This window comes from Thauera sp. WH-1 (assembly GCF_047806685.1).
GTDB lineage: Bacteria > Pseudomonadota > Gammaproteobacteria > Burkholderiales > Rhodocyclaceae > Thauera.
Window position 1 is genome coordinate 50,673 of the sequence record NZ_JBLQGP010000006.1, and the last position, 22,632, is coordinate 73,304.

Here is a 22,632-nt window from a genome sequence, read left to right on the forward strand (position 1 = left end):
AATCCGGCCGCCCCGCGCGGCCGGCATGCTGCTACAATGCCGGCCGTGGCGGGTCTCCCCGCATTGCAGCGCGGTGAACCTGGTCAGGGCCGGAAGGCAGCAGCCACAGCCGCTTCCTGCAAGTGCCGGGGGTCAGGCTCGCCACCCTGAATATCCAAAGCGAAGGGCGCCCCTGGTGGGCGCCCTTCGTATTTCCGCTTCAAGCGCGTGCGGGACTTGTTGCGGCGCGCCTCAGCCCAGCAGCGTGTCCATCATCATCATCAGCACGAAGCCCAGGATGAGCCCGCCGGTGGCCAGGGTTTCGTGGCCGCGGCGATGCGACTCGGGGATGATCTCGTGGCTGACCACGAACAGCATCGCCCCCGCCGCGCCCGCCAGGCCCCAGGGCAGGATCATCGCCGACACCGACACCATCATCGACCCGGCAATGGCGGCGATCGGCTCGATCAGGCCCGATATCGCGGCGACGCCGAAGGCCAGCCAGCGGCTGTAGCCGGCGCTGACCAGCGCGATGGCCACGATCAGGCCTTCCGGCACGTTCTGCAGCGAGATGCCGGCTGCGACCGCGTCGCCCGAGCCCGCGCCGCTGCCGTTGAGGCCGGCGGCGACGCCGATGGCGAGGCCTTCCGGGATGTTGTGCACCGCGATCGCGAACACGAACAGCCACACCGCGGCGCCGCTGCGCCGGCCCTCGGGGGCATGCGTGTGGGGCAGGGCACGGTCCATCGCCAGCAGGCCGCCGGCGCCCAGCAGCACGCCGAGCGCAACCAGCGTGGCCGCGCTGGCGTCCGAGCCGGACTGCAGTTGGGCCGCCTCGAACGCGGGCAGCAGCAGCGAGAACACGCTCGCGGCCAGCATCACGCCGGCGCCGAAGCCCAGCAGCATGCCCTGCACGTTGGCGCCGATGCGCCGCACCACCAGCAGCGGCGCCGCACCGAGCGCGGTGGCGGCGGCGGCCATTGCGCCGCCGGAGACGGCGCCCGACAGTGGCAAAGCGAAGCCGTCGATGCTGCGCATGAACTGGGCAAGGAGCAGGGCAAGGCCGGTGAGGGCGATGAGCCAGCCGCTGAGCGCACGCAGGGCGCCGGCCGGACTGGCGGGCTGAAAATGCAGGCGGGCAACTTTATCGACCATGGTCCGACTCCTCGCTGGGGCAGGCAGCGCGCCCCTTACAAGGCCAGTATGGTGTCGGGTCTCCAATAGCGCCAATTGAACGCCATGAAGAAGTGGATAGATAAAACGCATCCGTGCCCGGCGCTGAACGGGACAATTGCTGCACTGCGCTTTCGGTTCCCCCGGCAGGCCACTAGAATCCACCTGTTCGTTCAAGGAGCCTTTCGATGACCCCGTCCGCCACCCCGCAAGACGTCACCCCCGCCCGCAAGGCCGAGATCCTGGCCGAGGCGCTGCCCTACATCAAGCGCTTCTTCGACAAGACCATCGTCATCAAGTACGGCGGCAACGCGATGACCGACCCGCATCTGAAGGACTGCTTCGCGCGCGATGTGGTGCTGTTGAAGCTGGTGGGCCTGAACCCGGTGGTGGTGCACGGTGGCGGCCCGCAGATCGAGAACCTGCTCGCCCGCGTCGGCAAGAAGGGCGAGTTCATCCAGGGCATGCGCGTCACCGATGCCGAGACCATGGAAGTGGTGGAGATGGTGCTCGGCGGCCAGGTGAACAAGGAGATCGTCAACCTGATCAACAAGCACGGCGGCAAGGCGGTGGGCCTGACCGGCAAGGACGCCGGCTTCATCCGCGCCAAGAAGCTGCTGATGCAGAAGATGGATGCACCCGCGGGCGACCTGATCGACGTCGGTCAGGTGGGCGAGATCACCGGCATCGATCCGAGCCTGATTTCCTTCCTCGACCAGGGCGACTTCATTCCGGTGATCGCGCCGATCGGCGTGGGGGTCGAGGGTGAGACCTACAACATCAACGCCGACGTCGTCGCCGGCAAGCTGGCCGAGATCCTGAAGGCCGAGAAGCTGGTGCTGCTCACCAACACGCCTGGCGTGCTCGACAAGGCGGGCAATCTGCTCACCGGCCTGACGCCGCGCCAGATCGACGACCTGGTGGCCGACGGGACGCTGTCGGGCGGCATGTTGCCGAAGATCGGCTCGGCGCTGGATGCGGCGCGCAACGGCGTGAAGTCGGTGCACATCATCGACGGCCGCGTCGAACACTGCCTGCTGCTCGAGATCCTGACCGACCACGGCGTCGGCACGATGATCAAGAGCAAGTAAGCGGCGCACGGGTGCGAAAACGAAGAAGGCGGCATCGGCCGCCTTCTTCGTCCGATGGGGGTGAGGTTCAGTCGATGGTCAGGCGCTTGGCCTGGGCTTCGGCCTTCTTGGGCAGGCTCAGCTCGAGCACGCCCTCGTTGAACTTCGCCGAGGCCTTGGCCTCGTCGATTTCCTGGCCGAGCTGGAAGCTGCGCGACACCTTGCCGAAGTAGCGCTCGGTGCGCAGCACCTTCTCGCCTTCCTTGACTTCCTTCTCATGTTTGCGCTCGGCACTGATCGACACCACCGGGCCGTCGATGTGGACGTGGATGTCTTCCTTCTTCATTCCGGGCAGTTCGGCATGGACTTCATAACCGGCCGCATTCTCCTTGACGTCGACCCGCATCTGCGGCGCTTCGGCGCCGACGTTCGCGAGGCTGCTGCCGCCAAAATCCACCGGACGAACGAAGAAGCCGCGGAAGAAGTCTTCCAGCGGGTCGGCACGGCGGGTGAGGTTGTTGCTCATGGCGCGTCTCCTTTGCTCGAAAATTGCCGGCCTTGCCGGCCTCAACACGAATATAGGTGTGGGACGGTGCATTTCAAGCCCGATCATGGGCGTGCGGCGTCATGCCGAACGGAGACAAGACGATGGCCGAGAGCGCGATGACCGCCACCAACCGCTGCCCGCGCTGTGCCGCGGCCTTCACCTGCGGCATGCAGGCCGGCGAATCGGCATGCTGGTGCGCGGCCTTTCCGTCCGCTTTCGCCGTGCCCTCGGCGGGGGCGGTCGATCCCGCTGCGTCCTGCTACTGCCCGCGCTGCCTTGCCGAGCTCATCGAGCAGAAGCGGGCGCTGCGGGAGGCGGCAGCGTCTCGCTGAGCGCGAGATCGAAGCAGACGCCTTCGTCGGCCCAGAACTCGGCGGCCTCCTGCAGAATGTCGAGCGCGGTGGCGAGCGTTTCCGGGTCGGCGGCGCGCAAGTCCTGCGGCCGGGTCAGTGTGATGCGGTAGCGCTGCGCCGGGAGCCAGGAAAGGTCGGTCAGGCAGTCGGACAGCGCATCCCAGTTGTGACCGAACCAGGGCGGGAAGTGCAGCGCGCTGGCGAAGCGCTCGAGCAGGCCGGCCTTGTCGCTGCAGCCGCCGAGGTCGATGACCAGGTCGAGGACATCGCCTGCCGGCGAATCGGGTGTGGAGAGTGAGCTCATCAGCACCTCATGGCAGCGGTTCGATCTGGCGGAAGCTGCGGTAGTGGTCGGCGGTGTAGTAGAAGACCGCGGGCGGGTTGCCGCCGCTGACGATGCGTCGCGCGCCGCGATCGCGTGCACCGGGGGTGGGGACGGTGTATTCGCGGTAATAGCCGCGCGGCTTGAGGGGCAGCAGGCGCTCGCGGTTGTGGAAGGTGGTGCCGTCCTTGCGGTAGGGGAAGGGGCCGCCGCGCTGGATCAGGGCCAGGGTCTCGATCGCTTCGGGTGGCAGCCCGGCGTGCGAGGGCAGGCCTGCGTCCGAGCTGGCAGGGGTACAGCCGGCGACCAGCCCGAGCAGGGCAAGGACCAGTAGCAGGCGTGTGACAAGGGGGTGCAGCATGGTCGCGCTCATGCCGGGCGCGCCTTCTGCATGACGCGTTCGGGACGGATGCCGTAGCGCTTGATCAGTTCGTGCATGAATTCGGTGATGGCCGCCAGCCGCGGATTGGCCGGCGACAGGCGGTGGGCGCGCTGGATCAGGTCGCGCGCCTGGGCGGCGAGGGCGTCGTTCCAGCCGCGATGCTCGATGTGGCGCAGCAGGGCGAGCGCGGCGTTGAACAGCACGTGCGGATTGCCGGGCATCTTGCGCGCGGCGTTCATCATCTCGGCCACCGCGCCGTCGTAATCGCCGGCATGGGCCTTTTGCGCGCCGGTGGTGACGAGCGACTTCACCTCGGCCTGGACCTGGGCTTCGATCTCGCGCGACAGCTGGTCGAGTCCGCGCGCCTTGAGGGCGGCGCGGGTGGTCTCGAGCGTGCGGTCGTCGGCGGCCGTGCGCATGAGGTCGGCGAGCAGGGCGTTGCCCTGTTCGTCGAGGCGCTGGTCGAGGCAGGTCTTGATCAGGTCCTGGCGCAACCCGACCGACAAGGCACGGATGTGGCTGGGATTGCGCAAGGCGCCGAGGATGGCCTGGCGCGCGCCTGCCTGATCGTGCTGATGGGCCTGCAGCAGGGCGTTGCCGACGGCGGCGCAGATCTCGCCCTTGGGCTGCCGGCCCATGCTGCGCTCGAGATCGGCGAGCGTGCTGCGCGCGTCCTCGACCTTGTGCAGTGCGAGCTGGGCCTGCAACAGGCGGACGTGGTCCTCGGGGTCACGAAATTCGGAGTACTTGCCGCGCTGGACGACCTCGGCCAGATTGCGCTCGGCGGTCGCCGGGCTGCCGGTGGCGAGCGCAAGCGCCCCCAGGTGGCGCAGGCGGCGGATACGGTAGGGGGAGCGCTCGGTGGCCCGCTGCAGCGTGGCGCAGGCCTCTTCCGCGCGCCCGGTCTCCTCGCGCAGGCGCGCCAGCAGCTCGTAGGCCTCGATGAAGCGCTCGTGGCGCGCGACCAGTTCCTCGAGCTCGTGCTCGGCCTCGACGAAGGCCTTCTTCAGCATCAGCATGCGCGCCAGCCCGAGCGAGGCCCACGGAATGGGGCGCGAGGACAGGATGTCGCGGTAGAGCGCCTCCGCTTCGCCGACCTGACCGATGCTGGCGTGCAGTTCGGCCTGCAGTCGCATGAAGTCGATCAGGTAGAGCGGATGCTCGTCGCGCGCGTGGCGGCAATAGTCGATCGCGCCCACCGGGTCGCCGATCCGCATCAACTGCCAGGCGGGCAGGAAGGCGTCGCGCTTCTCGAAGGCACGCAGCAGGCGCACGCGCAGGGTTTCGGCGTTGAGCGGCTTGAGGATGTAGTCGTTGGGGGCGAGCTCGCAGGCGCTCGTCACGCGCTCGTAGTTGCGTTCGCCGGTGATCATGACGAACAAGGTGTCGAGCGGGATGATCTCGTGCTGGCGCAGGTCCTCGAGCAGGTGCTGGCCGTCCTGGCCGTCACCGAGGTTGTACTCGCACAGGATCAGGTCGAAGCGCTGCTCGCGCAGCCGGCGCATCGCCATCGTCGCCGACACCGCGAACTGCGGCGTATCCACACCGATCGACGCGAGCATGGTGCGCAACTGCGCGCGCATGGTCGCCTGGCTCTCGATGACGAGGACGTCGATGTCATGGGACAGCAGCATCGGGTGGGCAGCCGCAAGAAAGGGGGGAATGCCGGACAGGCCGCAAGGCCTGCAAGTGCTAGAAGATTACGGCAGGAGCCCGAAAGGCTGAAGCCCCCCGGGCGAAGAAATGCGGGATTTCTCCGCCCGGGGGGCTTCAGCAGGGCGGGGTTGCAGCGCGGTCAGCTGCGGCCGACCTCGACCTCGGTCTGCACCTTCTGGCGCAGGCGGATGTGCAGTTCGCGCAGTTGCTTGTCGTCGACCTCGCTCGGGGCGTCGGTCAGCAGGCACTGGGCGCGCTGCGTCTTGGGGAAGGCGATGACGTCGCGGATGGAGTCGGCGCCGGTCATCATGGTGACGATGCGGTCCAGACCGAAGGCCAGCCCGCCGTGCGGCGGGGCGCCATACTTGAGCGCGTCGAGCAGGAAGCCGAACTTGGCCTGCTGTTCCTCGGGGCCGATGTTGAGCGCCTCGAACACGCGTGCCTGAACGTCGGCGCGGTGGATACGGACCGAGCCGCCGCCGATCTCCCAGCCGTTCAACGCGAGGTCGTAGGCCTTGGCCAGGCACTCGCCCGGGTTGGACTCAAGCAGCTCGATGTGCTCGTCCTTGGGGCTGGTGAAGGGGTGGTGGCAGGCGGTCCAGCGCTTGTCGTCCTCGTCGTACTCGAACATCGGGAAGTCGACCACCCACAGCGGGCGCCAGGCCTCGCCCGTCACATAGCCCTTCTCGTGGCCGAGCTTGATGCGCAGTGCGCCCATGGCGTCGTTGACCACCTTGGTCTTGTCGGCACCGAAGAAGATCAGGTCGCCCGACTGCGCGCCGGTGCGCTCGAGGATGGTACGCAGCGCGGTCTCGTGCAGGTTCTTGACGATCGGCGACTGCAGGCCCTGCTCGTTGGGCTGGGTGACGTCATTGACCTTGATGTAGGCCAGGCCGCGGGCGCCGTAGATGCCGACGAACTTGGTGTATTCGTCGATCTCGCCGCGGGTCAGCGCGTTGCCGCCCGGTACGCGCATCGCGGCGACGCGGCCGCCCGAGGTGGCGGGGCCGCTGAAGACCTTGAAGGCGACGTCCTGCACCGCGTCGGTGACGTCGGTGAGTTCGAGCGTGACGCGCAGGTCGGGCTTGTCCGAGCCGTAGCGGCGCATCGCCTCGGCGTAGCTCATGCGCGGGAAGGGCGCGGGCAATTCGACGTCCATTGCCTCCTTGAACACGAAGCGGATCATCTCTTCGACCAGGCCGGTGATCTCGTGCTCGTTCATGAACGAGGTCTCCAGGTCGACCTGGGTGAATTCGGGCTGGCGGTCAGCGCGCAGGTCCTCGTCGCGGAAGCACTTGACGATCTGGTAGTAGCGGTCGTAGCCGGCCACCATCAGCAGCTGCTTGAAGAGCTGCGGCGACTGCGGCAGGGCGAAGAACTGGCCCGGGTGCACGCGCGAGGGCACCAGGTAGTCGCGCGCGCCTTCCGGCGTGCTCTTGGTCAGCATCGGCGTCTCGACGTCAATGAAGCCGGCGCCGTCGAGGAAGCGGCGGAAGGCCATCGTGGTCTTGTATCGCAGCATCAGATTCTTCTGCATCTGCGGGCGACGCAGGTCGATGACGCGGTTGGTCAGGCGCACCGTCTCGGACAGGTTCTCGTCGTCGAGCTGGAACGGCGGCGTGGCGGCGGCGTTGAGCACCTCGATGTCGTGGCACAGGATCTCGATCTCACCCGAGGTCAGGCTGGCGTTCTCGGTGCCGGCGGGGCGGCGGCGCACCTTGCCGCTCATCTTGAGCACGAACTCGCTGCGCACCGACTCGGCGGTCCTGAACATCTCGGCGCGGTCGGGGTCGCACACCACCTGCACCAGGCCCTCGCGGTCGCGCAGGTCGATGAAGATGACGCCGCCGTGGTCGCGGCGGCGGTGCACCCAGCCGCAGAGGGTGACGATCTGGTCGAGGTCGGCAGCGGTGACGTTGCCGCAGTAGTGAGTTCGCATGTGTGGATTCCGGCTGTTCGCGGGCGTCGTGCGTCCGCTTGATTCAGGATTGGGTCGTTGCGCTTGGTCTGGTCGCGGACGTCGTCATTCGTTGAGCAGGGCGGCCCGGCTCGGCGGCCTGCGCAGCGGGGGTGCGACGACCCCCATGGAGATGATGTACTTCAGGGCTTCATCCACGCTCATGTCGAGTTCGACCACGTCGGCGCGCGGCATCATCAGGAAGAAGCCCGAGGTCGGGTTGGGCGTGGTCGGCACATACACGCTGACGTAGTCGCCAGGCAGGTGGTTGGCGGCGTCGCCTCCCGGCTGGCCGGTGAGAAAGGCGATCGTCCACGAACCCTGACGCGGGTATTGCACCAGCAGCGCCTTGCGGAAGGCCTGTCCGCTGCTCGAGAACAGGGTGTCCGACACCTGCTTGACGCTGTAGTAGATCGACTTCACCACCGGGATGCGGGCGAGCAGGGCTTCCCACAGTTGCACGAGCTTCTGGCCGAGCACGTTGGCCGCCACCAGGCCGGTGAAGAACACGATCAGCAGGCTCGCGACGACGCCGACGCCAGGGATGTCGATGCCGATGTAATCGCGCGGCTGAAAGCCGTTGGGCAGCCACAGCAGGATCGCGTCGAGCGAGTTCACGATCCAGGCCAGCACCATGAAAGTGATGGCCAGCGGGATCCAGATCAGCAGCCCGGTGATGAAATATTTTTTCACGTGATGGTCTTGAGGATCCCGCCGCGTTCGAGCAGACGGCTCAGTGACAGGCGCAGCCGCCGCCGGCGCAGGCCGGCGCGGACGGTGTCGCGGTCGATGGCGAGGGCGCCGCGGTGCTGCTGCCGCCGCCCTTGAAGTCGGTTGCATACCAGCCGGACCCCTTGAGCTGGAAGCCGGCCGCGGACAGCAGCTTGGCGTAGCCGGTGCTGCCGCAGGAGGGGCAGCTGGAGAGCGGCTGGTCGCTCATCTTCTGCAGGTGTTCCTTCTGGAAACCACAGCTGGGACAACGGTATTCGTAAATGGGCATGGCACGCTCCCGAAAACAAGTGCGCAAGTCTAACGCAATGCAGCATAAGGAAAAAGCGCGCCCCGAAACATCGGGCGCGCCTGCGAAATGGGGGCGGATCGGCGTGGTTTCAAGCCTGCCTCGGGCAGGCCCGGGCGTCGGGCTCAGAGCAGGCCGAGGTAGTGCGTGGTGAGTGACTCGCCCCAGAACAGGGCAATGACGCCGGCGGCTGCCAGATAGGGGCCGAAGGGTATGGGCACGTTGCGGCCGTGGCGCGCGAAGACAATCAACGCGATCCCCGCCACGGCACCGACCAGCGAGGACAGCAGGATGGTCAGTGGCAGCACCTGCCAGCCCAGCCAGGCGCCGATGGCACCGAGCAGCTTGAAGTCGCCATAGCCCATGCCCTCCTTGCCGGTCGCCAGTTTGAACAGCCAGAACACCACCCACAGTGCCAGGTAGCCGGCCATCGCGCCGATCACGGCGCTCGGCAGCTCGGTGTAGGTGTCCCCCAGGTTGAGGGCCAGGCCGAGCCACAGCAGGGGCAGGGTGATGTCGTCGGGCAGTAGCTGGGTGTCGAGGTCGATGAAGGTGAGTGCCACCATGGCCCAGATGAAGAGCAACGCGCCCAGCGCAGCCAGACCGAAGCCGAAGTGCCAGGCGGCGTAGCCCGACAGCACGGCGGTGCAGGCCTCGACGATCGGATAGCGCTTGCTGATGCCGGCGCCGCAGTGGCGGCAGCGGCCACGCAACAACACGTAGCTCACCACCGGGATGTTCTCGAGCGCGCCGATCTGGTGGCCGCAATGCGGGCAGCGCGAACGCGGCGTGGCGAGATTGAAGCGCTCGCCGAGGGGCGCCTCCTCGCCGCGCAACTCGGCAGCCTGGGCGTGCCAGTCGCGCTCCATCATCCTGGGCAGGCGATGGATCACGACATTCAGGAAGCTGCCGACGAACAGGCCGAGCAGGGCAGCGAGCGCGGCGAAGACGAGCGGGTCCTGCAGCAGGTCCAGCATCGATCAGACAACCGAGCCGAGTTTGAAGATCGGCAGGTACATCGCCACCACCAGACCGCCGATGACGGTGCCGAGGAAGACCATGATCAGGGGCTCGAGCAGTTGCGACAGGCCGGCGACCGCATCGTCGACCTCCTGCTCGAAGAAGTCGGCGACCTTGCTCAGCATCGAGTCGAGCTGACCGGACTCTTCGCCGATCGACACCATCTGCACCACCATGGTGGGGAAGACGTCGGCGTTCTGCATCGCGACGGTGAGGCTGGTGCCGGTGCTGACCTCGCTCTGGATCTGCTGCGTGGCGACCAGGTAAACATGGTTGCCGGCGGCGCCGCCCACCGAGTCGAGCGCCTCGACCAGCGGCACGCCGGCGGCGAACATCGTCGACAGCGTACGCGTCCAGCGCGCCACCGTGGCCTTGCGGATGATGGGGCCGATCACCGGGAAGCGCAGGATGCCGCGGTCGAGCGCGATCTGCATCGCCGTCGAGCGCTTGTAGCTCCAGGCGATGGCGACGATGGCCGCGATCAGCGCGCCGAAGATGATGTACCAGTAGGCGACGAAGGCGTCGGAGATCGCGATCACGAGCAGGGTGGGCGCCGGCAGGTCGGCGCCGAAGCTGGCGAACACGCTCTTGAACTCGGGGATCACGAACAGCATCATCACCGAGATCACCAGGCCGGCGACCACCACGACGGCTGCCGGGTAGAACAGCGCCGACTTGATCTTGCTCTTGATGGCAAGGATCTTTTCCTTGTAGGTGGCGATGCGGTCGAGCAGGCTGTCCAGGATGCCCGCCTGCTCGCCGGCGGCGACCAGGTTGCAGAACAGCTTGTCGAAGTGCTGCGGATGCTTGCCGAAGGCATCGGACAGGTTCGAGCCGGTCTCGACGTCATTGCGGATGTCGTTGAGCAGGCGCGACAGCGCGGGATTGCCCGAGCCCTTGATGCCGATGTCGAAGGCCTGCAGCAGCGGTACGCCGGACTTCATCATGGTGGCGAGCTGGCGGGTGAACAGCGCGATGTCCTTGTCGCTGATGCGACCGCTGCGCGACATCTTCTGCTTCTTGATCTTGCTGACCTGGATGCCCTGGCGGCGCAGCATGGCCTGCACCATGGTGTCTCCGGTGGCGCGAATCTCGCCACGGATGACCTTGCCGGTCTTGTCCTTGCCTTCCCAGTTGTACAGGTCTTCCTTCGGGCCCGTGGCTCGCACCGCCCGGCTTGCTGTCGCCATGAGATCACACGTCCTATGTCTTATTCGTTGGTCGTCGCCAGCACTTCTTCGAGCGAGGTCACCCCCTGCTTGACCTTCAGCAGGCCGGACTTGCGCAGGTCGCTGACCCCTTCGCGCTCAGCCTGGGCGGCGATGTCCATCGAGTTGCCGCCCGTCATGATGATGTGGGCGATCTCCTCGCTGATCGGCATGACCTGATAGATGCCGACCCGACCCTTGTAGCCGCTGCCCTTGCACCGATCGCAACCGACCGGTCCCATCGGCTGCCAGCTTCCGTCCAGCTCGTCGGCGCTGAAACCGGCCTCGAGCAGCGCCTCGAGCGGGAGGTCGACAGGCCGTTTGCATGAGCATAACCGGCGCGCGAGACGCTGAGCCGTGATCAGGATCACCGACGATGCGATATTGAACGGCGCCACGCCCATATTCTTTAGCCGTTCGAGCGTGGTCGGCGCGTCGTTGGTGTGCAGGGTCGACATCACGAGGTGACCGGTCTGGGCCGCCTTGATCGAGATCTCGGCGGTCTCGAGGTCGCGGATCTCGCCCACCATGATGATGTCCGGATCCTGGCGCAGGAACGCGCGCAGCGCGGTGGAGAAGGTCAGGCCGGCCTTCTCGTTGACGTTGACCTGGTTGATGCCGGGCAGGTTGATCTCGGCCGGGTCCTCGGCGGTGGAGATGTTGACGCCGGGTTTGTTGAGCAGGTTGAGGCAGGTGTAGAGCGACACCGTCTTGCCCGAGCCGGTCGGTCCGGTGACCAGGATCATGCCGTAGGGGCGCTCGACCGCCTCGAGCAGGGCCTTCTTCTGCTCGGGCTCGTAGCCGAGCGCATCGACGCCGAGCATCGCCGAGCTCGGATCGAGGATGCGCATCACGATCTTCTCGCCGTGCAGCGTGGGCAGGGTGGACACGCGGAAGTCGATCGCCTTGTTCTTGGACAGCACGATCTTCATGCGGCCGTCCTGGGGGATGCGCTTTTCCGAGATGTCGAGGCGCGAGATGACCTTGATCCGTGCGGCGATCTTCTCCTTCAGCACCAGCGGCGGCTGGGCGATGTCGCGCAGCACACCGTCGGTGCGCACGCGGATGCGGTAGAACTTTTCGTAAGGTTCGAAATGCACATCCGAGGCGCCCTCGTTGATCGCATCGATGAGCACCTTCTGGATGAACTTGACGACCGGCGCGTCATCGACCTCGCTCGCCTCGTCCTCGTCGCGCTGCTGGGCAGGCACGTCCTGCTGCAGCATGTCCATGTCGAAGGCCTCGCCGGTGAGCTCCTTGAGGGTGTCGGCGGCCGACTCCGACAAGGCATCGACGGTGCGCTTGAGTTTGTCCGCCTCGACGATGACGAGGTCGAGCTGCATCCCGGTCTGGAATCGGATCTCGTCGAGGGCGCGAAGGTTCGATGGATCGGCGGTGGCGAGGGTGATGCGGTTCTGGCGCTTGGCCAGCGGCACGACCTGGTGCTTCTGCATCAGCTTGCGATCGACGGCCTCGCGGGCGAAGGTGTCGCGGTCGACGGCGGCGATGTCGAGCAGCGGGTAGCCGAAGGTCTCGGCGGCGAAGCGCGCCATTGCGGCGCAGCTCATTCGACCGCGGTTGGCGACCTCGAGCATGAAGGCATTCGTGCCCTCGCCGGCTTGGACAGAGCAGGCGAGGGCATCCGCTTCCTGCAGATGCCCATGCTGGATCAACGCCCTGGCAAAGCCGCTCAGGGCCGGTTTGGAGGTCGCCGCCATGCCTTGCTCGTATCCGGAGTGCGGCCGATGTTGCACGCCGCATCCGGCCTTGTAAAGGGTTGCAGGCGCGCGCGCGTGACGCTTTGCCTCATTGCCCGGCGCTGCGCGCGAGCGGGCGGAACAGACGTGCGGTGCGCACCATGCGGTCCTGGGTCTGCACGACTTCGATCGGCGTGTCGGCGATCTTCATCGATACCCCGGTCTCGGGGATGTCCTGCAGGTATTCGAGGATCAGGCCGTTGAGGGTCTTGGGGCCGTCGGTCGGCAGCGACAGGTCGAGTCTGCGGTTGAGCTCGCGCAGGTTGGCCGAACCGTCGACCAGCGCGCTGCCTTCCTCGCTCCAGTGCATGCGGTCGCCGGCGTCGGGGATGCTGGTGGTGAACTTGCCGATCAGCTCCTCGATGATGTCCTCGAGCGTGATCAGGCCCAGGATCTCGCCGTACTCGTCGACCACGAAGGCCAGGCGCTGCTGGTTCTCCTGGAAGAACTGGATCTGCGAATAGAGCGGGGTGTCCGCCGGCACGAAGTAGGGGCGCATGAGGAGGTCGCGGATGCGCTCCGCCGCAAACGGCTCGTCGAGGGTGTCGCCCAGCAGGCGGCGCTGGTGCAGCACGCCGATCACGTGCTCGCTGTCGCCGTCATAGACGGCGAGCCGGGTGTGGAAGCTGGTGGCAATCTGGCGCCGGATCTCGTGCTCCGGGTCGGACAGGTCGATCGCCTCGATTGCGCCGCGCGGGGTCATCACGTCTTCGACCGTGATGTTCTCGAGATCGAACAGGTTTACCAGAATGCTACGGTGCTTGTGCGGGATGTACTGCCCGGAGTCGATCACCATCGCCCGCAACTCCTCGACCGACAGCGCACCATTGTCATCGGCCTTGGGTTGCAGGCGCATCAGCCACAGCAGGCCGCGCGAGAACAGGTTGACGAACCAGACCGCGAAGTAGAACACCCGCAGCAGCCCTGCCAGCGGGTAGGCAAGGATCGGCGCCAGGCGGTCGGCATGCGCCGCGCCGATGACCTTCGGCGTGATCTCCGAGAACACCAGGATGGCAAAGGTGACAAGCAGGGTGGCCACACCGAGGGCCCAGCGCTCGTCCCCGAAAAGCTCCATGGTGATCACGCTGACCAGCGTCGCGGCAGCGGTGTTGACGAGGTTGTTGAAGAGCAGGATCACGCCCAGCAGGCGGTCTGTCCTCGCCAGCAAATCGAGCGCGAGCGTGGCACCCTTGTGCCCTTGGCTCGCGAGCGAGCGCAGCCGATAGCGGTTCGACGCCATCATCACCGTCTCGGACATCGAGAAGCCGCCCGAAAGCACGAGCAGCACGACGAGGGCGGCGACCTGGAGCGTCAGCGTGAGGTCCGACACGAGGGGGGCGGGAAGTCGAGGGCTTTTGAGTATTGGTGCCGGTCAGGATGCTGTCAACACGGCCGGGCCGTGCTCAGCCCGCGCGCTCGAGCACGATCTCGATCACGAAGCGGCTGCCCACGTAGGCCAGCATCAGGGCAATGAAGCCCGCCAGGGTCCAGCGCAGGGCAAGGCGGCCACGCCAGCCCCAGAGCCGGCGCCCGACCAGCAGGCCGCCGAACAGCAGCCACGAGATGAAGGCAAAGATCGTCTTGTGGTCGACCCGCAGCGCCTGGCCGAACAGGGTCTCGGAGAACAGCAGCCCGCTCGCCAGGGTGAGCGTGAGCAGCACGAAGGCGATGCTAATGAGGCGGAACAGCAGCGCCTCCATCGTCAGCAGCGGCGGCAGCCCGGACAGCAGGCGGCTGAAGCGCGCATTGTGCAACTGGCGGGCAGCCACGGCCATCAGCATGGCGTGCAGTGCCGCCAGCGTGAACAGACTGTAGGCCAGCATGGCGACCACGAAGTGGGCGCGGAAGGCCGGCGAGCCGGCATTGGCGAGCACGTGTTCGCCGGGGAAGACCAGCGGCACGAGGCTCGCGACGATGCCTGCCGGCATCACCACCGCATGGAGGCCGTCGAGCCGGGTGTAGAGCGTCTCGACCCAGTAGAAGCAGATCGCCAGCCACACCATCAAGGACAGCGCAACGCCGAAGCCGAAACGCATCTCGGTGCCCGGAAAGATCGCCACGTGGAGGGCAAGGCCGTGGGCCAGCAGCGCAATCAGCAAGGCCACGCGTTCGCGTGCCGTCATGCATTCGCGACGGGTTGCCAGCCCCGCATTGCCGCGCATGCAACTGCGCCAGAACAGCAGGCCGACCCCGGCATAGAGCGAGGCGGGAAACAGATGAAGTAGAATTGTGCGCATACGTAGCCGCAGTTTACTCCAAGTCACGCGCCCAAGGCCCTCGCGAACATGCTCGACAATCTGACCCAACGTCTTTCCAAAGTCGTCAAGACCCTTCGCGGTCAGGCGCGTCTGACGGACGAAAACATCCAGGAGGCGATGCGCGAGGTGCGCATGGCGCTGCTCGAGGCCGACGTCGCCCTGCCGGTGGTCAAGGACTTCGTTGCCCGCGTCAAGGAAAAGGCGGTCGGCCAGGAGGTCATCGGCTCGCTCACGCCAGGCCAGGCCCTGGTCGGTGTGGTGCACGACGAACTCAAGGCGCTGATGGGCGGCGCCCACGAGGGCCTGGACCTGTCCACCCAGCCGCCGGCGGTGGTGCTGATGGCCGGCCTGCAGGGCGCGGGCAAGACGACCACCACCGGCAAGCTCGCCAAGCTGTTGCACGAGCAGCAGAAGAAGAAGGTGCTGGTGGTGTCGGCCGACGTGTATCGCCCGGCGGCGATCGAGCAGTTGAAGACGGTGGCCGCGCAGGCCGGCGTCGGCTTCTTCCCCTCGTCGGCGGAGCAGAAGCCGGTCGCGATCGCGCTCGCTGCGCTCGACTACGCGCGCAAGCACCACATCGACGTGCTGCTGGTCGACACCGCCGGCCGTCTCGCGGTGGACGAGGCCATGATGGCCGAGATCAAGGAGCTGCACGCCGCGGTCAAGCCGATCGAGACCCTGTTCGTGGTCGATGCCATGCTGGGTCAGGACGCGGTCAATACCGCGCGCGCCTTCAACGAGGCGCTGCCGCTCACCGGCGTGGTGCTGACCAAGCTCGACGGCGATTCGCGCGGTGGTGCGGCGCTGTCGGTGCGTCATGTCACCGGCAAGCCGCTCAAGTTTGCCGGTATCGGCGAGAAGCTCTCCGGGCTCGAGCCCTTCCACCCCGACCGCATGGCCAGCCGCATCCTCGGCATGGGCGACATCCTTGGCCTGGTCGAGGAGGCGCGCCGCGGCGTGGACGAGGAAAAGGCCAAGGCCTTCGCGCAGAAGCTCAAGACCGGCAAGGGGTTCGATCTCAATGACTTCAAGGAGCAGATTGCCCAGATGCGCAAGATGGGCGGCCTGGCCTCGATGATGGACAAGCTGCCGGCCCAGTTCGCGCAGGCGGCCGGCAAGCTGCAGGGGGGCACCGAGGAAAAGGCGATCGGTCGTATCGAGGGCATCATCAACTCCATGACCCCGCTCGAGCGCGCCAGGCCCGAACTCCTCAAGGCCAGCCGCAAGCGCCGCATCGCGGCCGGGGCCGGGGTGACGGTGCAGGAGGTCAATCGTCTGCTCAACCAGTTCGAGCAGACGCAGAAGGTCATGAAGCAGTTCTCCAAGGGCGGCATGAGCAAGATGATGCGCGCGATGAAGGGCATGATGCCCGGTGGCCTGCCGGGCATGCCGCGCTGAGCCCGGGGAGGTCCGCCATGAAGGACATCCTCGTCGCCGTCGGGCGCGCCGGCCGCAGCCTGTTGCGCCGCGACATCTTCTGGCACCTGCTGTGGCCTGGCCTGGCGGCCATGGTGGTGTGGACCGTGATCGCGGTGATGGTGTGGACGCCGGTCACCGAGGGCTTGTTCGCCTGGGTCGCGGGCTGGTCTTTCGTCGGCACCTGGCTGTCGGCCTCCGAGGCGGCCGCGGCGGTGATGCTGGTGCTGATCAAGATCGCCGTCGCGCTGCTGGTGGTGCCGCTCATCTATGTCACGGCGGCGCTGCTGGTCGCGACCATTGCCCTGCCCTTGATGCTGGAGCGCATCGGCCGCACCGATTACGCCGACATCGAGCAGCGCCGCGGCGGCTCCAACGTGGGCAGCGCGTGGAACTCCATCGTCGCCGGCGGGCTCTTCGTGCTGGCGCTGCTGGTGTCGCTGCCGTTCTGGCTGATTCCGGGTGTGGGCCTGCTGGCTTCGGTGGTCCTCACCGGCTGGCTCAACCAGCGTGCCTTCGGCTATGACGCACTGATGCTGCACGCCGACCGCGACGAGCTGGCACGCCTGCGCAACGACTGGCGGCCACAGATGTTGCTGCTGGGCGGAGGCTGCTCGCTGCTCGCCTATGTGCCTTTCGTCAACCTGCTGGCGCCTGCCTTTGCCGGCCTCGCCTTCGTCCATTACATGCTCGAGACCCTGCGCCGGCACCGGCTGCAGCACGGCGTCACCGTGCTCGATGCCGACACCGCATTGTCCCCGCGGAGGCTTCCATGAACTTCGGTGCGCTCATCATCGGCGACGAGATCCTGTCGGGTCGTCGCAGCGACAAGCATCTGGCCAAGCTCATCGAGCTGCTTGGCGCGCGCGGACTCAAGCTGTCGTGGGCGCGCTACGTCGGTGACGATTTCCAGTGCCTCACCGACACCTTGCGCCAGACCTTCGCCACCGGCGACGTGGTGTTCTGCTTCGGTGGCATCGGCGCCACGCCGGACGATCGCACGCGCCAGGCCGCCGCCGCCGCGCTGGGCCTCGAGCTGGCCCTGCATCCGCAAGCCGAGGCCGAGATCCGCGCCCGCTTCGGCGCCGAGCTCACCCCCGAACGCCTGCAGATGGGGGTGTACCCGGTGGGCAGCGACATCGTGCCGAACAGCTTCAACCGCATCCCCGGCTTCTCGATCCGCCAGCACTACTTCACCCCCGGCTTTCCCATCATGGCCTGGCCGATGGTCGAATGGGTGCTCGATACCCACTTCGCCCATCTGCACCATGCCGAGGACTATGTGGAGCAGGCGGTCACCATCTGGGACGTCTATGAAGGGCAGCTCATCGCGCTGATGCGCCAGGTCACGGCCGAGTTCCCCGATACCACCTTGTTCAGCCTGCCGACGATCGCGAGCGAGGGCCAGCGCCGGTCGCTCGAGCTGGGCATGAAGGGCAGGGCCGCGCGTGTCACCGAGGCCATGGCCTGCATCAAGGCCGACCTCGCTGCGCGCGGGCTGGAGTGGGAAGACAAGGCCTGATGTCCCGCGTGCAGGCCTTGCGCGGCAAGGCGCAGGAGCTGGCCCACACCATCGTCATCGATGGCACGGCGGTCGAACTCGTGCTGCGGCGCTCGGCGCGGCGCTCGTTCGCGCTGCAGGTGGATCACCGCGGCGCGCGGGTGGCGGTGCCGCTGCGCACCCCGCTCGGCGAGGTCGAGCGCTTCGTGCACAGCCACGGTCGCTGGCTGCTCGATCGCCTGCAGGCACGCGCCGCGGCGCCCGCGGTGCCGGTGCTGAAGGTGGCGGAGGGGGCGACCGTGCCCTTGTTCGGCCAGCCGCTCACCCTGCGCCTGCGTCCCGGGCGCGGCACGCGCTGGCGCACAGGCGCCGACGGCGGCGAGGAACTCCAGTTGCCGACCGCCGTCGATCCGCTGCGCGCCCTGTCGCGCGCCTTGCAGGCACGGGCGCTGGCCTGGTTCCAGGGCCGGGTCGAGGAGTATTGCCATCGGCTCGGCCTCGAGCCGCCGCCGCTGCGCCTGTCGAGCGCACGCACGCGCTGGGGTAGTTGCAGCAGCCGATCGGGCATCCGCCTGCACTGGCGGCTGATTCACCTGCCGCCCGTGCTGATCGACTACGTGGTGGCGCACGAAGTGGCGCATCTGCTGGAAATGAACCACTCGCCGCGCTTCTGGGCAGTGGTGGAGCGCCTGTACCCGGACTGGCGTGCCGCACGCGGCGCGCTGCGCAAGGCGGCCGCGACCCTGCCCGTCATTGCGTCGGCGCCCTCGGCCGATAGCGGCCGCTTCGGCGCGGAAGACTGAACCACGCAACAATGTACGAGGACCCACACCCATGAGAATGCTTCACACCATGCTGCGCGTCGGCGATCTCGACCGCTCCCTGGCCTTTTACACCGAGGTGCTCGGCATGCGCCTGTTGCGCAAGCACGACTACCCTGACGGCAAGTTCACGCTCGCCTTCGTCGGCTATCAGGACGAGAGCGAGGGCGCAGTGCTCGAGCTCACCCACAACTGGGGGGTGGACAGCTATGAGCTGGGCACGGGCTACGGCCACATCGCGCTCGAGGTCGAGGATGCAGCGAAGGCCTGCGCGGACATCCGCGCGCGTGGCGGCAAGGTGGTGCGTGAAGCGGGGCCGATGAAGCACGGCAAGACCGTGATCGCCTTCATCGAAGACCCGGACGGCTACAAGGTCGAACTGATCGAACGCCGCAGCTGATACGGACGACAACGGCGAGGCTCTCCGCACGGGCCTCAGTCGCCGTGCAGCGTCTCGTAAGCGTCGCGAAAGCGCGTGCGCACGGCCAGCACCTCATCCCACGCCAGCAGGAAGGCGTCCACGCAGGCGGGGTCGAAGTGGCTGCCGCGGCCTTCTCGCAGCAGGGCGATGGCCCGTGCGAGCGGCCAGGCCGGCTTGTAGGGGCGCGCCGAGGTGAGGGCGTCGAAGACGTCGGCCACCGCCACGATCCGGCCCTCGATCGGAATGGCCTCGCCGGCCAGGCCATGCGGATAGCCGTTGCCGTCGAATTTCTCGTGGTGGGTGAGGGCGATCGTCGCTCCCAGGCGCAGGATGCTCGAGGACGAGTCCTTGAGGATGTCGTAGCCGATCTGTGGATGGCGCTTCATCACCTCGAACTCCTCCGTGCTCAGTCGGCCCGGCTTGAGCAGGATCGTGTCCGGGATGCCAAGCTTGCCCACATCGTGCATCGGCGCGGCCATCAGCAAGGCATCGGCGAGTTCCTCGTCGTGGCCAAGGCGGCGGGCGATCAATGCCGAGTAATGCGACATGCGCTGGATGTGGGCGCCGGTCTCCGGGTCGCGGAACTCGGCGGCACGTGACAGGCGGGTGATGGTCTCGCGCTCGCGATCGATGATCTCGGCGGTGGCCTTGCGCACCTCGACGGCGAGCGTCTCGGCGCGCTGCCGGGTCGCCAGGTGCGCCTCGCGCAGCTTGAGCATGTTGCGCACGCGGGACTCGAACTCGTGCGCATCGATCGGCTTGGTCAGAAAGTCGTTGGCGCCGCATTCGAGCGCCTCATAGCGCACGCTGCGCTCGTGACTGGCGGTCACCATCAGGATCGGCAGGTCGTCGCGGTGCCGGCTTGCACGCATTCGGCGGATGAATTCCAGCCCGTCCATCCCCGGCATCATGTAGTCGACGATGATGAGGTCGGGCTCGTGCTCGAGACACCATGCCAGCGCTTCGACCGGACGTTCGAAGCCTTGTGCGCGTGCCATCGGAAGGCGGTCGACGAGCTTGCCCATCAACACCAGGTTGAGGGGAGTGTCGTCGACGACGACCACGTTCATCGGCGAACAAGGGGGCCTTTGCATGGCGGAAGTATCGCCGCTCCCCAGCCGCAGGCTCAGGAATTAGTTGGCATGGCGAGGAAAACGGGCACGGCTCGCCGTGCTCCCGGATGTCATTCGGGCAGTGCCACCTGGTTGTCGGTACTGAACTGGTAGTCGCGGAAGACATGCTCGGCGCTGAGGATCCGGTAGTCGCCGTTTTCTTCGCGTAGCGAGGTGTCCTTCAGGCGGTAGGTGTAGTGGCCGCAGGTCCAGCAGTCGAAGTTGCGCATGTGGGTGCACAGGCAGGTCTTGTCGAACACCTTGACCTTCTTTGCATCCGGATGTGCCGCCACCTCGCGGTTATAGGCCTCGATGTACTGGCAGTTGCCGGTCGAGTCGAGCAGGTAGCCGTAGGCCTCGCAGTTCGGGCGGATGCCGCTGCCGATCGCCGGGCTGCTCTTGAGCATGCGCATCGGATAGCCGGTGGGCGAGATCTGGTTGACCTCGATCTCGTCTTCCTTGGCCTTGAAGTACTCCTGCTTGACCTCGTCGGGCAGGCCGCATTCCCTGGTCACGGTAAAGCGGGTGGCGACCTGCACCGCGCCCGCCCCGGCCTCCAGGAAGTTCACCGCGTCGGTGCCGGTGAAGATGCCGCCGGCAGGGATCAGCGGGATGTCGAGCTGCTGCTCGCGCATCCAGTCGCGGATCTCGGCGACGATGGTGGCGAGATCGTACTGCGCCCAGTCCATGCCGAAGCCGAGGTGGCCGCCGGCAAGCGGACCCTCGACCACGACGTAGTCGGGCATGCGGCCGGTGCGTGCGCTCTTCTTCAGGAAGAGCTGCAGCGCGCGCAGCGAGCTGACGATGATGCCGAGCTGGACGTCGCGAAAGCGCGGGTGGTCCTCGATCAGCGCGAACGAACCCAGATGCAGGCCGGCTGCCAGCGTGATGCCGTCGATGCCATGGTCCATCGCCGTCCGCAGCCGCACCCGAAGGGTGTCCTTCGGCGCGTTCATGGTCAGCTTCTCCATGCAGTTGATGAAGACCATGCCAGGACCGCGCTTGCGCTCCATCGTCCGGCCGACGTGGGTCGCGGTCGCCTCGGCAATCAGGCCGAGGTCGAACTGCACGACGGACTTGTCGGCATTGGCGACGTTGAACTTGTACTGCTGCAGCTTGTTCTTGACGTACTTGGTGTTGTAACGCCGGTCGGATACGGTCGGCAGCATCGCGTCCGAGATATGACCCACGCCGCCCAGGCGAGCCGCTTCGAGCGCAAGATCAGCGGTGGAGATATCCACGCCCATGCCGCCGACCATGATCGGTACCAGTTCATGAGAGCCCAGTCGCAGGCGAAAGTCATCTACGCGCTTCATCGAATCGTGTCCGTTTTTCGGAAGGCAGACATTATCGCTCGTCCGGGGCTTTCGGCCCAGTGCCGCATTCAATGGCTTCGCTGTCGGTTACCATCGGTTGCCTGAACAATAGCATTTGCGATGGAGACACCTGCATGACCGACAAGATCAGCCGCTTCCCTGTCCCCGAACTCGACGCCCTGCCCGAGGATGTGCGCGAGCGCATCCTCGCCGTGCAGGAGAAGGCGGGCTTCGTCCCCAACGTGTTCCTGATGCTGGCGCACCGCCCGGCCGAGTTCCGCGCCTTCTTCGATTACCACGACGCGCTGATGGAAAAGGACGTCGGCCTCAGCAAGGCCGAGCGCGAGATGATCGTCGTCGCCACGTCCGCCGCAGGCCAGTGCCTGTACTGCGTGATCGCGCATGGCGCGGTGCTGCGCATCAGGGCGAAGAACCCGCGCATCGCCGACCAGCTTGCCACCAACCATCGCAAGGCCGAGATCACCCCGCGCCAGCGCGCGATGCTGGATTTCGCGCTGAAGCTGTCGACCCGCGGCAGCGAGGTCGAGGATGCCGACATCGAGGCGCTGCGCGCCCATGGCTTCGATGATGAGGCGATCTGGGACATCGGTGCGATCGTGGGTTTCTTCGCGATGAGCAACCGGCTGGTGCATCTCGCCGGCACGCCGCCCAACGAACCCTTCTACTTGATGGGACGCGTGCCCAAGGGATGATGTGTCCCGAGCGGCGCATTTGCTTACAAAGCGGGGCCATGCGGCTGCCTCATAGGCATTGAATGCCTGAGCCGAGCTGCGTATCATCGCGGGCATGGTTGTAATCCCGGCAATCTGGAGGCGTTCTGGACAGGGGTTCGATTCCCCTCACCTCCACCCAAGGGCATTCGGGAGTGCGTTTGGGTGGGGGTGTACTGGTTTCGACAGGGCGGGCAAAGGTGAGCAGGCAACCCGAGAGGCGACGGACGTAATCCGCGCAAATCCATAAACGCCAACGATGAGCGTTTCGCACTGGCCGCTTAAGGCCTATGCCGAGGCTGCTTGAGCCTTGTTACCAAAGAAAAGCCGGTGGGGACTTCGGTCCCCATCGTCACGTCTACGGCGCGCCTTCGTGCGCTGGCTCGGGCCGACGTGTCGACGCCTTCGACGTGAGGGTCTGTCGTGTCGAAAAACCCCGGCACCATCCACACGTTCGCCCTGCCGGGCGCGCTGAAAGCAAAAACGCCAGCCCCTAAGGACTGGCGCAAGTGCTTGATGCGATTGGTGGGCCCCCTGGGAGTCGAACCCAGCACCAACGGATTATGAGTCCGCTGCTCTAACCAAGCATGAGCTAGAGGCCCGGTGTGCTACGG

23 protein-coding genes, 1 tRNA gene and 2 other RNA genes are annotated in these 22,632 nt (G+C 66.6%); 10 read left to right on the forward strand and 16 right to left on the reverse strand.

Features of this window, described 5'->3' with window-relative positions; all coding sequences use genetic code 11:
- Window positions 1-47: 47 nt before the first annotated feature.
- An RNA gene (ffs, locus tag ACMV5O_RS07975) (signal recognition particle sRNA small type) lies at window positions 48-146 on the forward strand.
- A gap of 85 nt (window positions 147-231) precedes the next feature.
- Here the strand turns inward: ffs and ACMV5O_RS07980 are convergent.
- Window positions 232-1,134 (reverse strand): ZIP family metal transporter, encoded by a 903-nt coding sequence (locus tag ACMV5O_RS07980; RefSeq protein WP_416162969.1) that lies wholly within the window; start codon window positions 1,132-1,134, stop codon window positions 232-234.
- A gap of 206 nt (window positions 1,135-1,340) precedes the next feature.
- On the opposite strand from ACMV5O_RS07980, the gene argB reads away from it, so the two are divergent.
- On the forward strand, window positions 1,341-2,243 hold the full coding sequence (gene argB, locus ACMV5O_RS07985) for an acetylglutamate kinase (protein ID WP_324541901.1): 903 nt from the start codon (window positions 1,341-1,343) through the stop codon (window positions 2,241-2,243).
- Window positions 2,244-2,310: 67 nt separating this feature from the next.
- Here the strand turns inward: argB and ACMV5O_RS07990 are convergent, their stop codons facing one another.
- Window positions 2,311-2,748 carry an Hsp20/alpha crystallin family protein gene (locus ACMV5O_RS07990; protein ID WP_416162970.1) on the reverse strand — a complete coding sequence of 146 codons (438 nt, stop codon included), beginning with the start codon at window positions 2,746-2,748 and terminating at the stop codon, window positions 2,311-2,313.
- A 101-nt stretch (window positions 2,749-2,849) separates the two neighbouring features.
- Between ACMV5O_RS07990 and ACMV5O_RS07995 the strand changes: the two genes are divergently transcribed.
- The gene (locus ACMV5O_RS07995) at window positions 2,850-3,101 is read left to right on the forward strand and encodes a cysteine-rich CWC family protein (protein WP_416162971.1); all 252 of its coding nucleotides are present in this window, start codon (window positions 2,850-2,852) and stop codon (window positions 3,099-3,101) included.
- On the opposite strand, the gene ACMV5O_RS08000 is transcribed toward ACMV5O_RS07995, so the two are convergent.
- The 11 genes from ACMV5O_RS08000 to ACMV5O_RS08050 form a co-directional block, all read right to left on the reverse strand.
- On the reverse strand, window positions 3,055-3,426 hold the full coding sequence (locus tag ACMV5O_RS08000; RefSeq protein WP_416162972.1) for a barstar family protein: 372 nt from the start codon (window positions 3,424-3,426) through the stop codon (window positions 3,055-3,057). The two genes, ACMV5O_RS07995 and ACMV5O_RS08000, sit on opposite strands and share 47 nt — an antisense overlap.
- Before the next feature lie 7 nt (window positions 3,427-3,433).
- Complete coding sequence (locus ACMV5O_RS08005) at window positions 3,434-3,805, reverse strand: ribonuclease domain-containing protein (protein WP_416162973.1); 372 nt, start codon at window positions 3,803-3,805, stop codon at window positions 3,434-3,436.
- An 8-nt stretch (window positions 3,806-3,813) separates the two neighbouring features.
- The gene (locus ACMV5O_RS08010) at window positions 3,814-5,460 is read right to left on the reverse strand and encodes a response regulator (RefSeq protein ID WP_416162974.1); all 1,647 of its coding nucleotides are present in this window, start codon (window positions 5,458-5,460) and stop codon (window positions 3,814-3,816) included.
- Window positions 5,461-5,621: 161 nt separating this feature from the next.
- Entirely contained in the window at window positions 5,622-7,421 is a 1,800-nt protein-coding gene (gene aspS / locus ACMV5O_RS08015) for an aspartate--tRNA ligase (protein ID WP_416162975.1), read from the reverse strand.
- Between the two features lie 84 nt (window positions 7,422-7,505).
- Entirely contained in the window at window positions 7,506-8,132 is a 627-nt protein-coding gene (locus tag ACMV5O_RS08020) for a DUF502 domain-containing protein (protein WP_324541889.1), read from the reverse strand.
- A gap of 40 nt (window positions 8,133-8,172) precedes the next feature.
- Window positions 8,173-8,439 carry an FmdB family zinc ribbon protein gene (locus ACMV5O_RS08025; protein ID WP_416162976.1) on the reverse strand — a complete coding sequence of 89 codons (267 nt, stop codon included), beginning with the start codon at window positions 8,437-8,439 and terminating at the stop codon, window positions 8,173-8,175.
- A gap of 143 nt (window positions 8,440-8,582) precedes the next feature.
- Window positions 8,583-9,434 carry a prepilin peptidase gene (locus ACMV5O_RS08030; protein ID WP_416162977.1) on the reverse strand — a complete coding sequence of 284 codons (852 nt, stop codon included), beginning with the start codon at window positions 9,432-9,434 and terminating at the stop codon, window positions 8,583-8,585.
- 3 nt (window positions 9,435-9,437) lie between these two features.
- Window positions 9,438-10,667 carry a type II secretion system F family protein gene (locus ACMV5O_RS08035; protein WP_416162978.1) on the reverse strand — a complete coding sequence of 410 codons (1,230 nt, stop codon included), beginning with the start codon at window positions 10,665-10,667 and terminating at the stop codon, window positions 9,438-9,440.
- Between the two features lie 20 nt (window positions 10,668-10,687).
- Entirely contained in the window at window positions 10,688-12,403 is a 1,716-nt protein-coding gene (gene pilB, locus ACMV5O_RS08040) for a type IV-A pilus assembly ATPase PilB (RefSeq protein WP_416162979.1), read from the reverse strand.
- Window positions 12,404-12,491: 88 nt separating this feature from the next.
- Window positions 12,492-13,772: an HlyC/CorC family transporter gene (locus ACMV5O_RS08045; protein ID WP_416162980.1), complete on the reverse strand. Its 1,281-nt coding sequence runs from the start codon at window positions 13,770-13,772 to the stop codon at window positions 12,492-12,494.
- A 73-nt stretch (window positions 13,773-13,845) separates the two neighbouring features.
- Entirely contained in the window at window positions 13,846-14,679 is an 834-nt protein-coding gene (locus ACMV5O_RS08050) for a cytochrome C assembly family protein (protein WP_416162981.1), read from the reverse strand.
- Window positions 14,680-14,727: 48 nt separating this feature from the next.
- Here ACMV5O_RS08050 and ffh point away from each other — a divergent pair, with 48 nt between their 5' ends.
- From ffh to gloA, 5 genes are read left to right on the forward strand one after another with little or no spacing between them, the layout of a single operon-like run.
- Window positions 14,728-16,098: a signal recognition particle protein gene (gene ffh, locus ACMV5O_RS08055; protein ID WP_416162982.1), complete on the forward strand. Its 1,371-nt coding sequence runs from the start codon at window positions 14,728-14,730 to the stop codon at window positions 16,096-16,098.
- A 17-nt stretch (window positions 16,099-16,115) separates the two neighbouring features.
- A complete protein-coding gene (locus tag ACMV5O_RS08060) occupies window positions 16,116-16,892 on the forward strand; it encodes an EI24 domain-containing protein (RefSeq protein WP_416162983.1) in 777 nt (258 codons plus the stop codon).
- Complete coding sequence (locus ACMV5O_RS08065) at window positions 16,889-17,638, forward strand: competence/damage-inducible protein A (protein ID WP_416162984.1); 750 nt, start codon at window positions 16,889-16,891, stop codon at window positions 17,636-17,638. The genes ACMV5O_RS08060 and ACMV5O_RS08065 overlap by 4 nt, the downstream gene beginning before the upstream one ends.
- A complete protein-coding gene (locus tag ACMV5O_RS08070) occupies window positions 17,638-18,420 on the forward strand; it encodes a M48 family metallopeptidase (protein WP_416162985.1) in 783 nt (260 codons plus the stop codon). The genes ACMV5O_RS08065 and ACMV5O_RS08070 overlap by 1 nt, the downstream gene beginning before the upstream one ends.
- Before the next feature lie 31 nt (window positions 18,421-18,451).
- The gene (gene gloA, locus ACMV5O_RS08075) at window positions 18,452-18,838 is read left to right on the forward strand and encodes a lactoylglutathione lyase (RefSeq protein WP_416162986.1); all 387 of its coding nucleotides are present in this window, start codon (window positions 18,452-18,454) and stop codon (window positions 18,836-18,838) included.
- A gap of 35 nt (window positions 18,839-18,873) precedes the next feature.
- Here gloA and ACMV5O_RS08080 read toward each other — a convergent pair whose 3' ends face one another.
- Together ACMV5O_RS08080 and ACMV5O_RS08085 are read right to left on the reverse strand one after the other, a co-directional pair.
- The gene (locus ACMV5O_RS08080; RefSeq protein ID WP_416162987.1) at window positions 18,874-19,953 is read right to left on the reverse strand and encodes an HD domain-containing phosphohydrolase; all 1,080 of its coding nucleotides are present in this window, start codon (window positions 19,951-19,953) and stop codon (window positions 18,874-18,876) included.
- Window positions 19,954-20,042: 89 nt separating this feature from the next.
- Window positions 20,043-21,287 (reverse strand): nitronate monooxygenase, encoded by a 1,245-nt coding sequence (locus ACMV5O_RS08085; RefSeq protein WP_416162988.1) that lies wholly within the window; start codon window positions 21,285-21,287, stop codon window positions 20,043-20,045.
- 134 nt (window positions 21,288-21,421) lie between these two features.
- Here ACMV5O_RS08085 and ACMV5O_RS08090 point away from each other — a divergent pair, with 134 nt between their 5' ends.
- Both ACMV5O_RS08090 and ssrA read left to right on the forward strand, forming a co-directional pair.
- Window positions 21,422-22,000, forward strand: coding sequence for a peroxidase-related enzyme (locus ACMV5O_RS08090; protein ID WP_416162989.1), 579 nt, complete (start codon window positions 21,422-21,424; stop codon window positions 21,998-22,000).
- 45 nt (window positions 22,001-22,045) lie between these two features.
- Window positions 22,046-22,373: a transfer-messenger RNA gene (ssrA, locus tag ACMV5O_RS08095) on the forward strand.
- A gap of 168 nt (window positions 22,374-22,541) precedes the next feature.
- On the opposite strand, the gene ACMV5O_RS08100 is transcribed toward ssrA, so the two are convergent.
- A tRNA-Ile gene (locus ACMV5O_RS08100) sits at window positions 22,542-22,620 on the reverse strand.
- Between the last annotated feature and the right edge of the window lie 12 nt (window positions 22,621-22,632).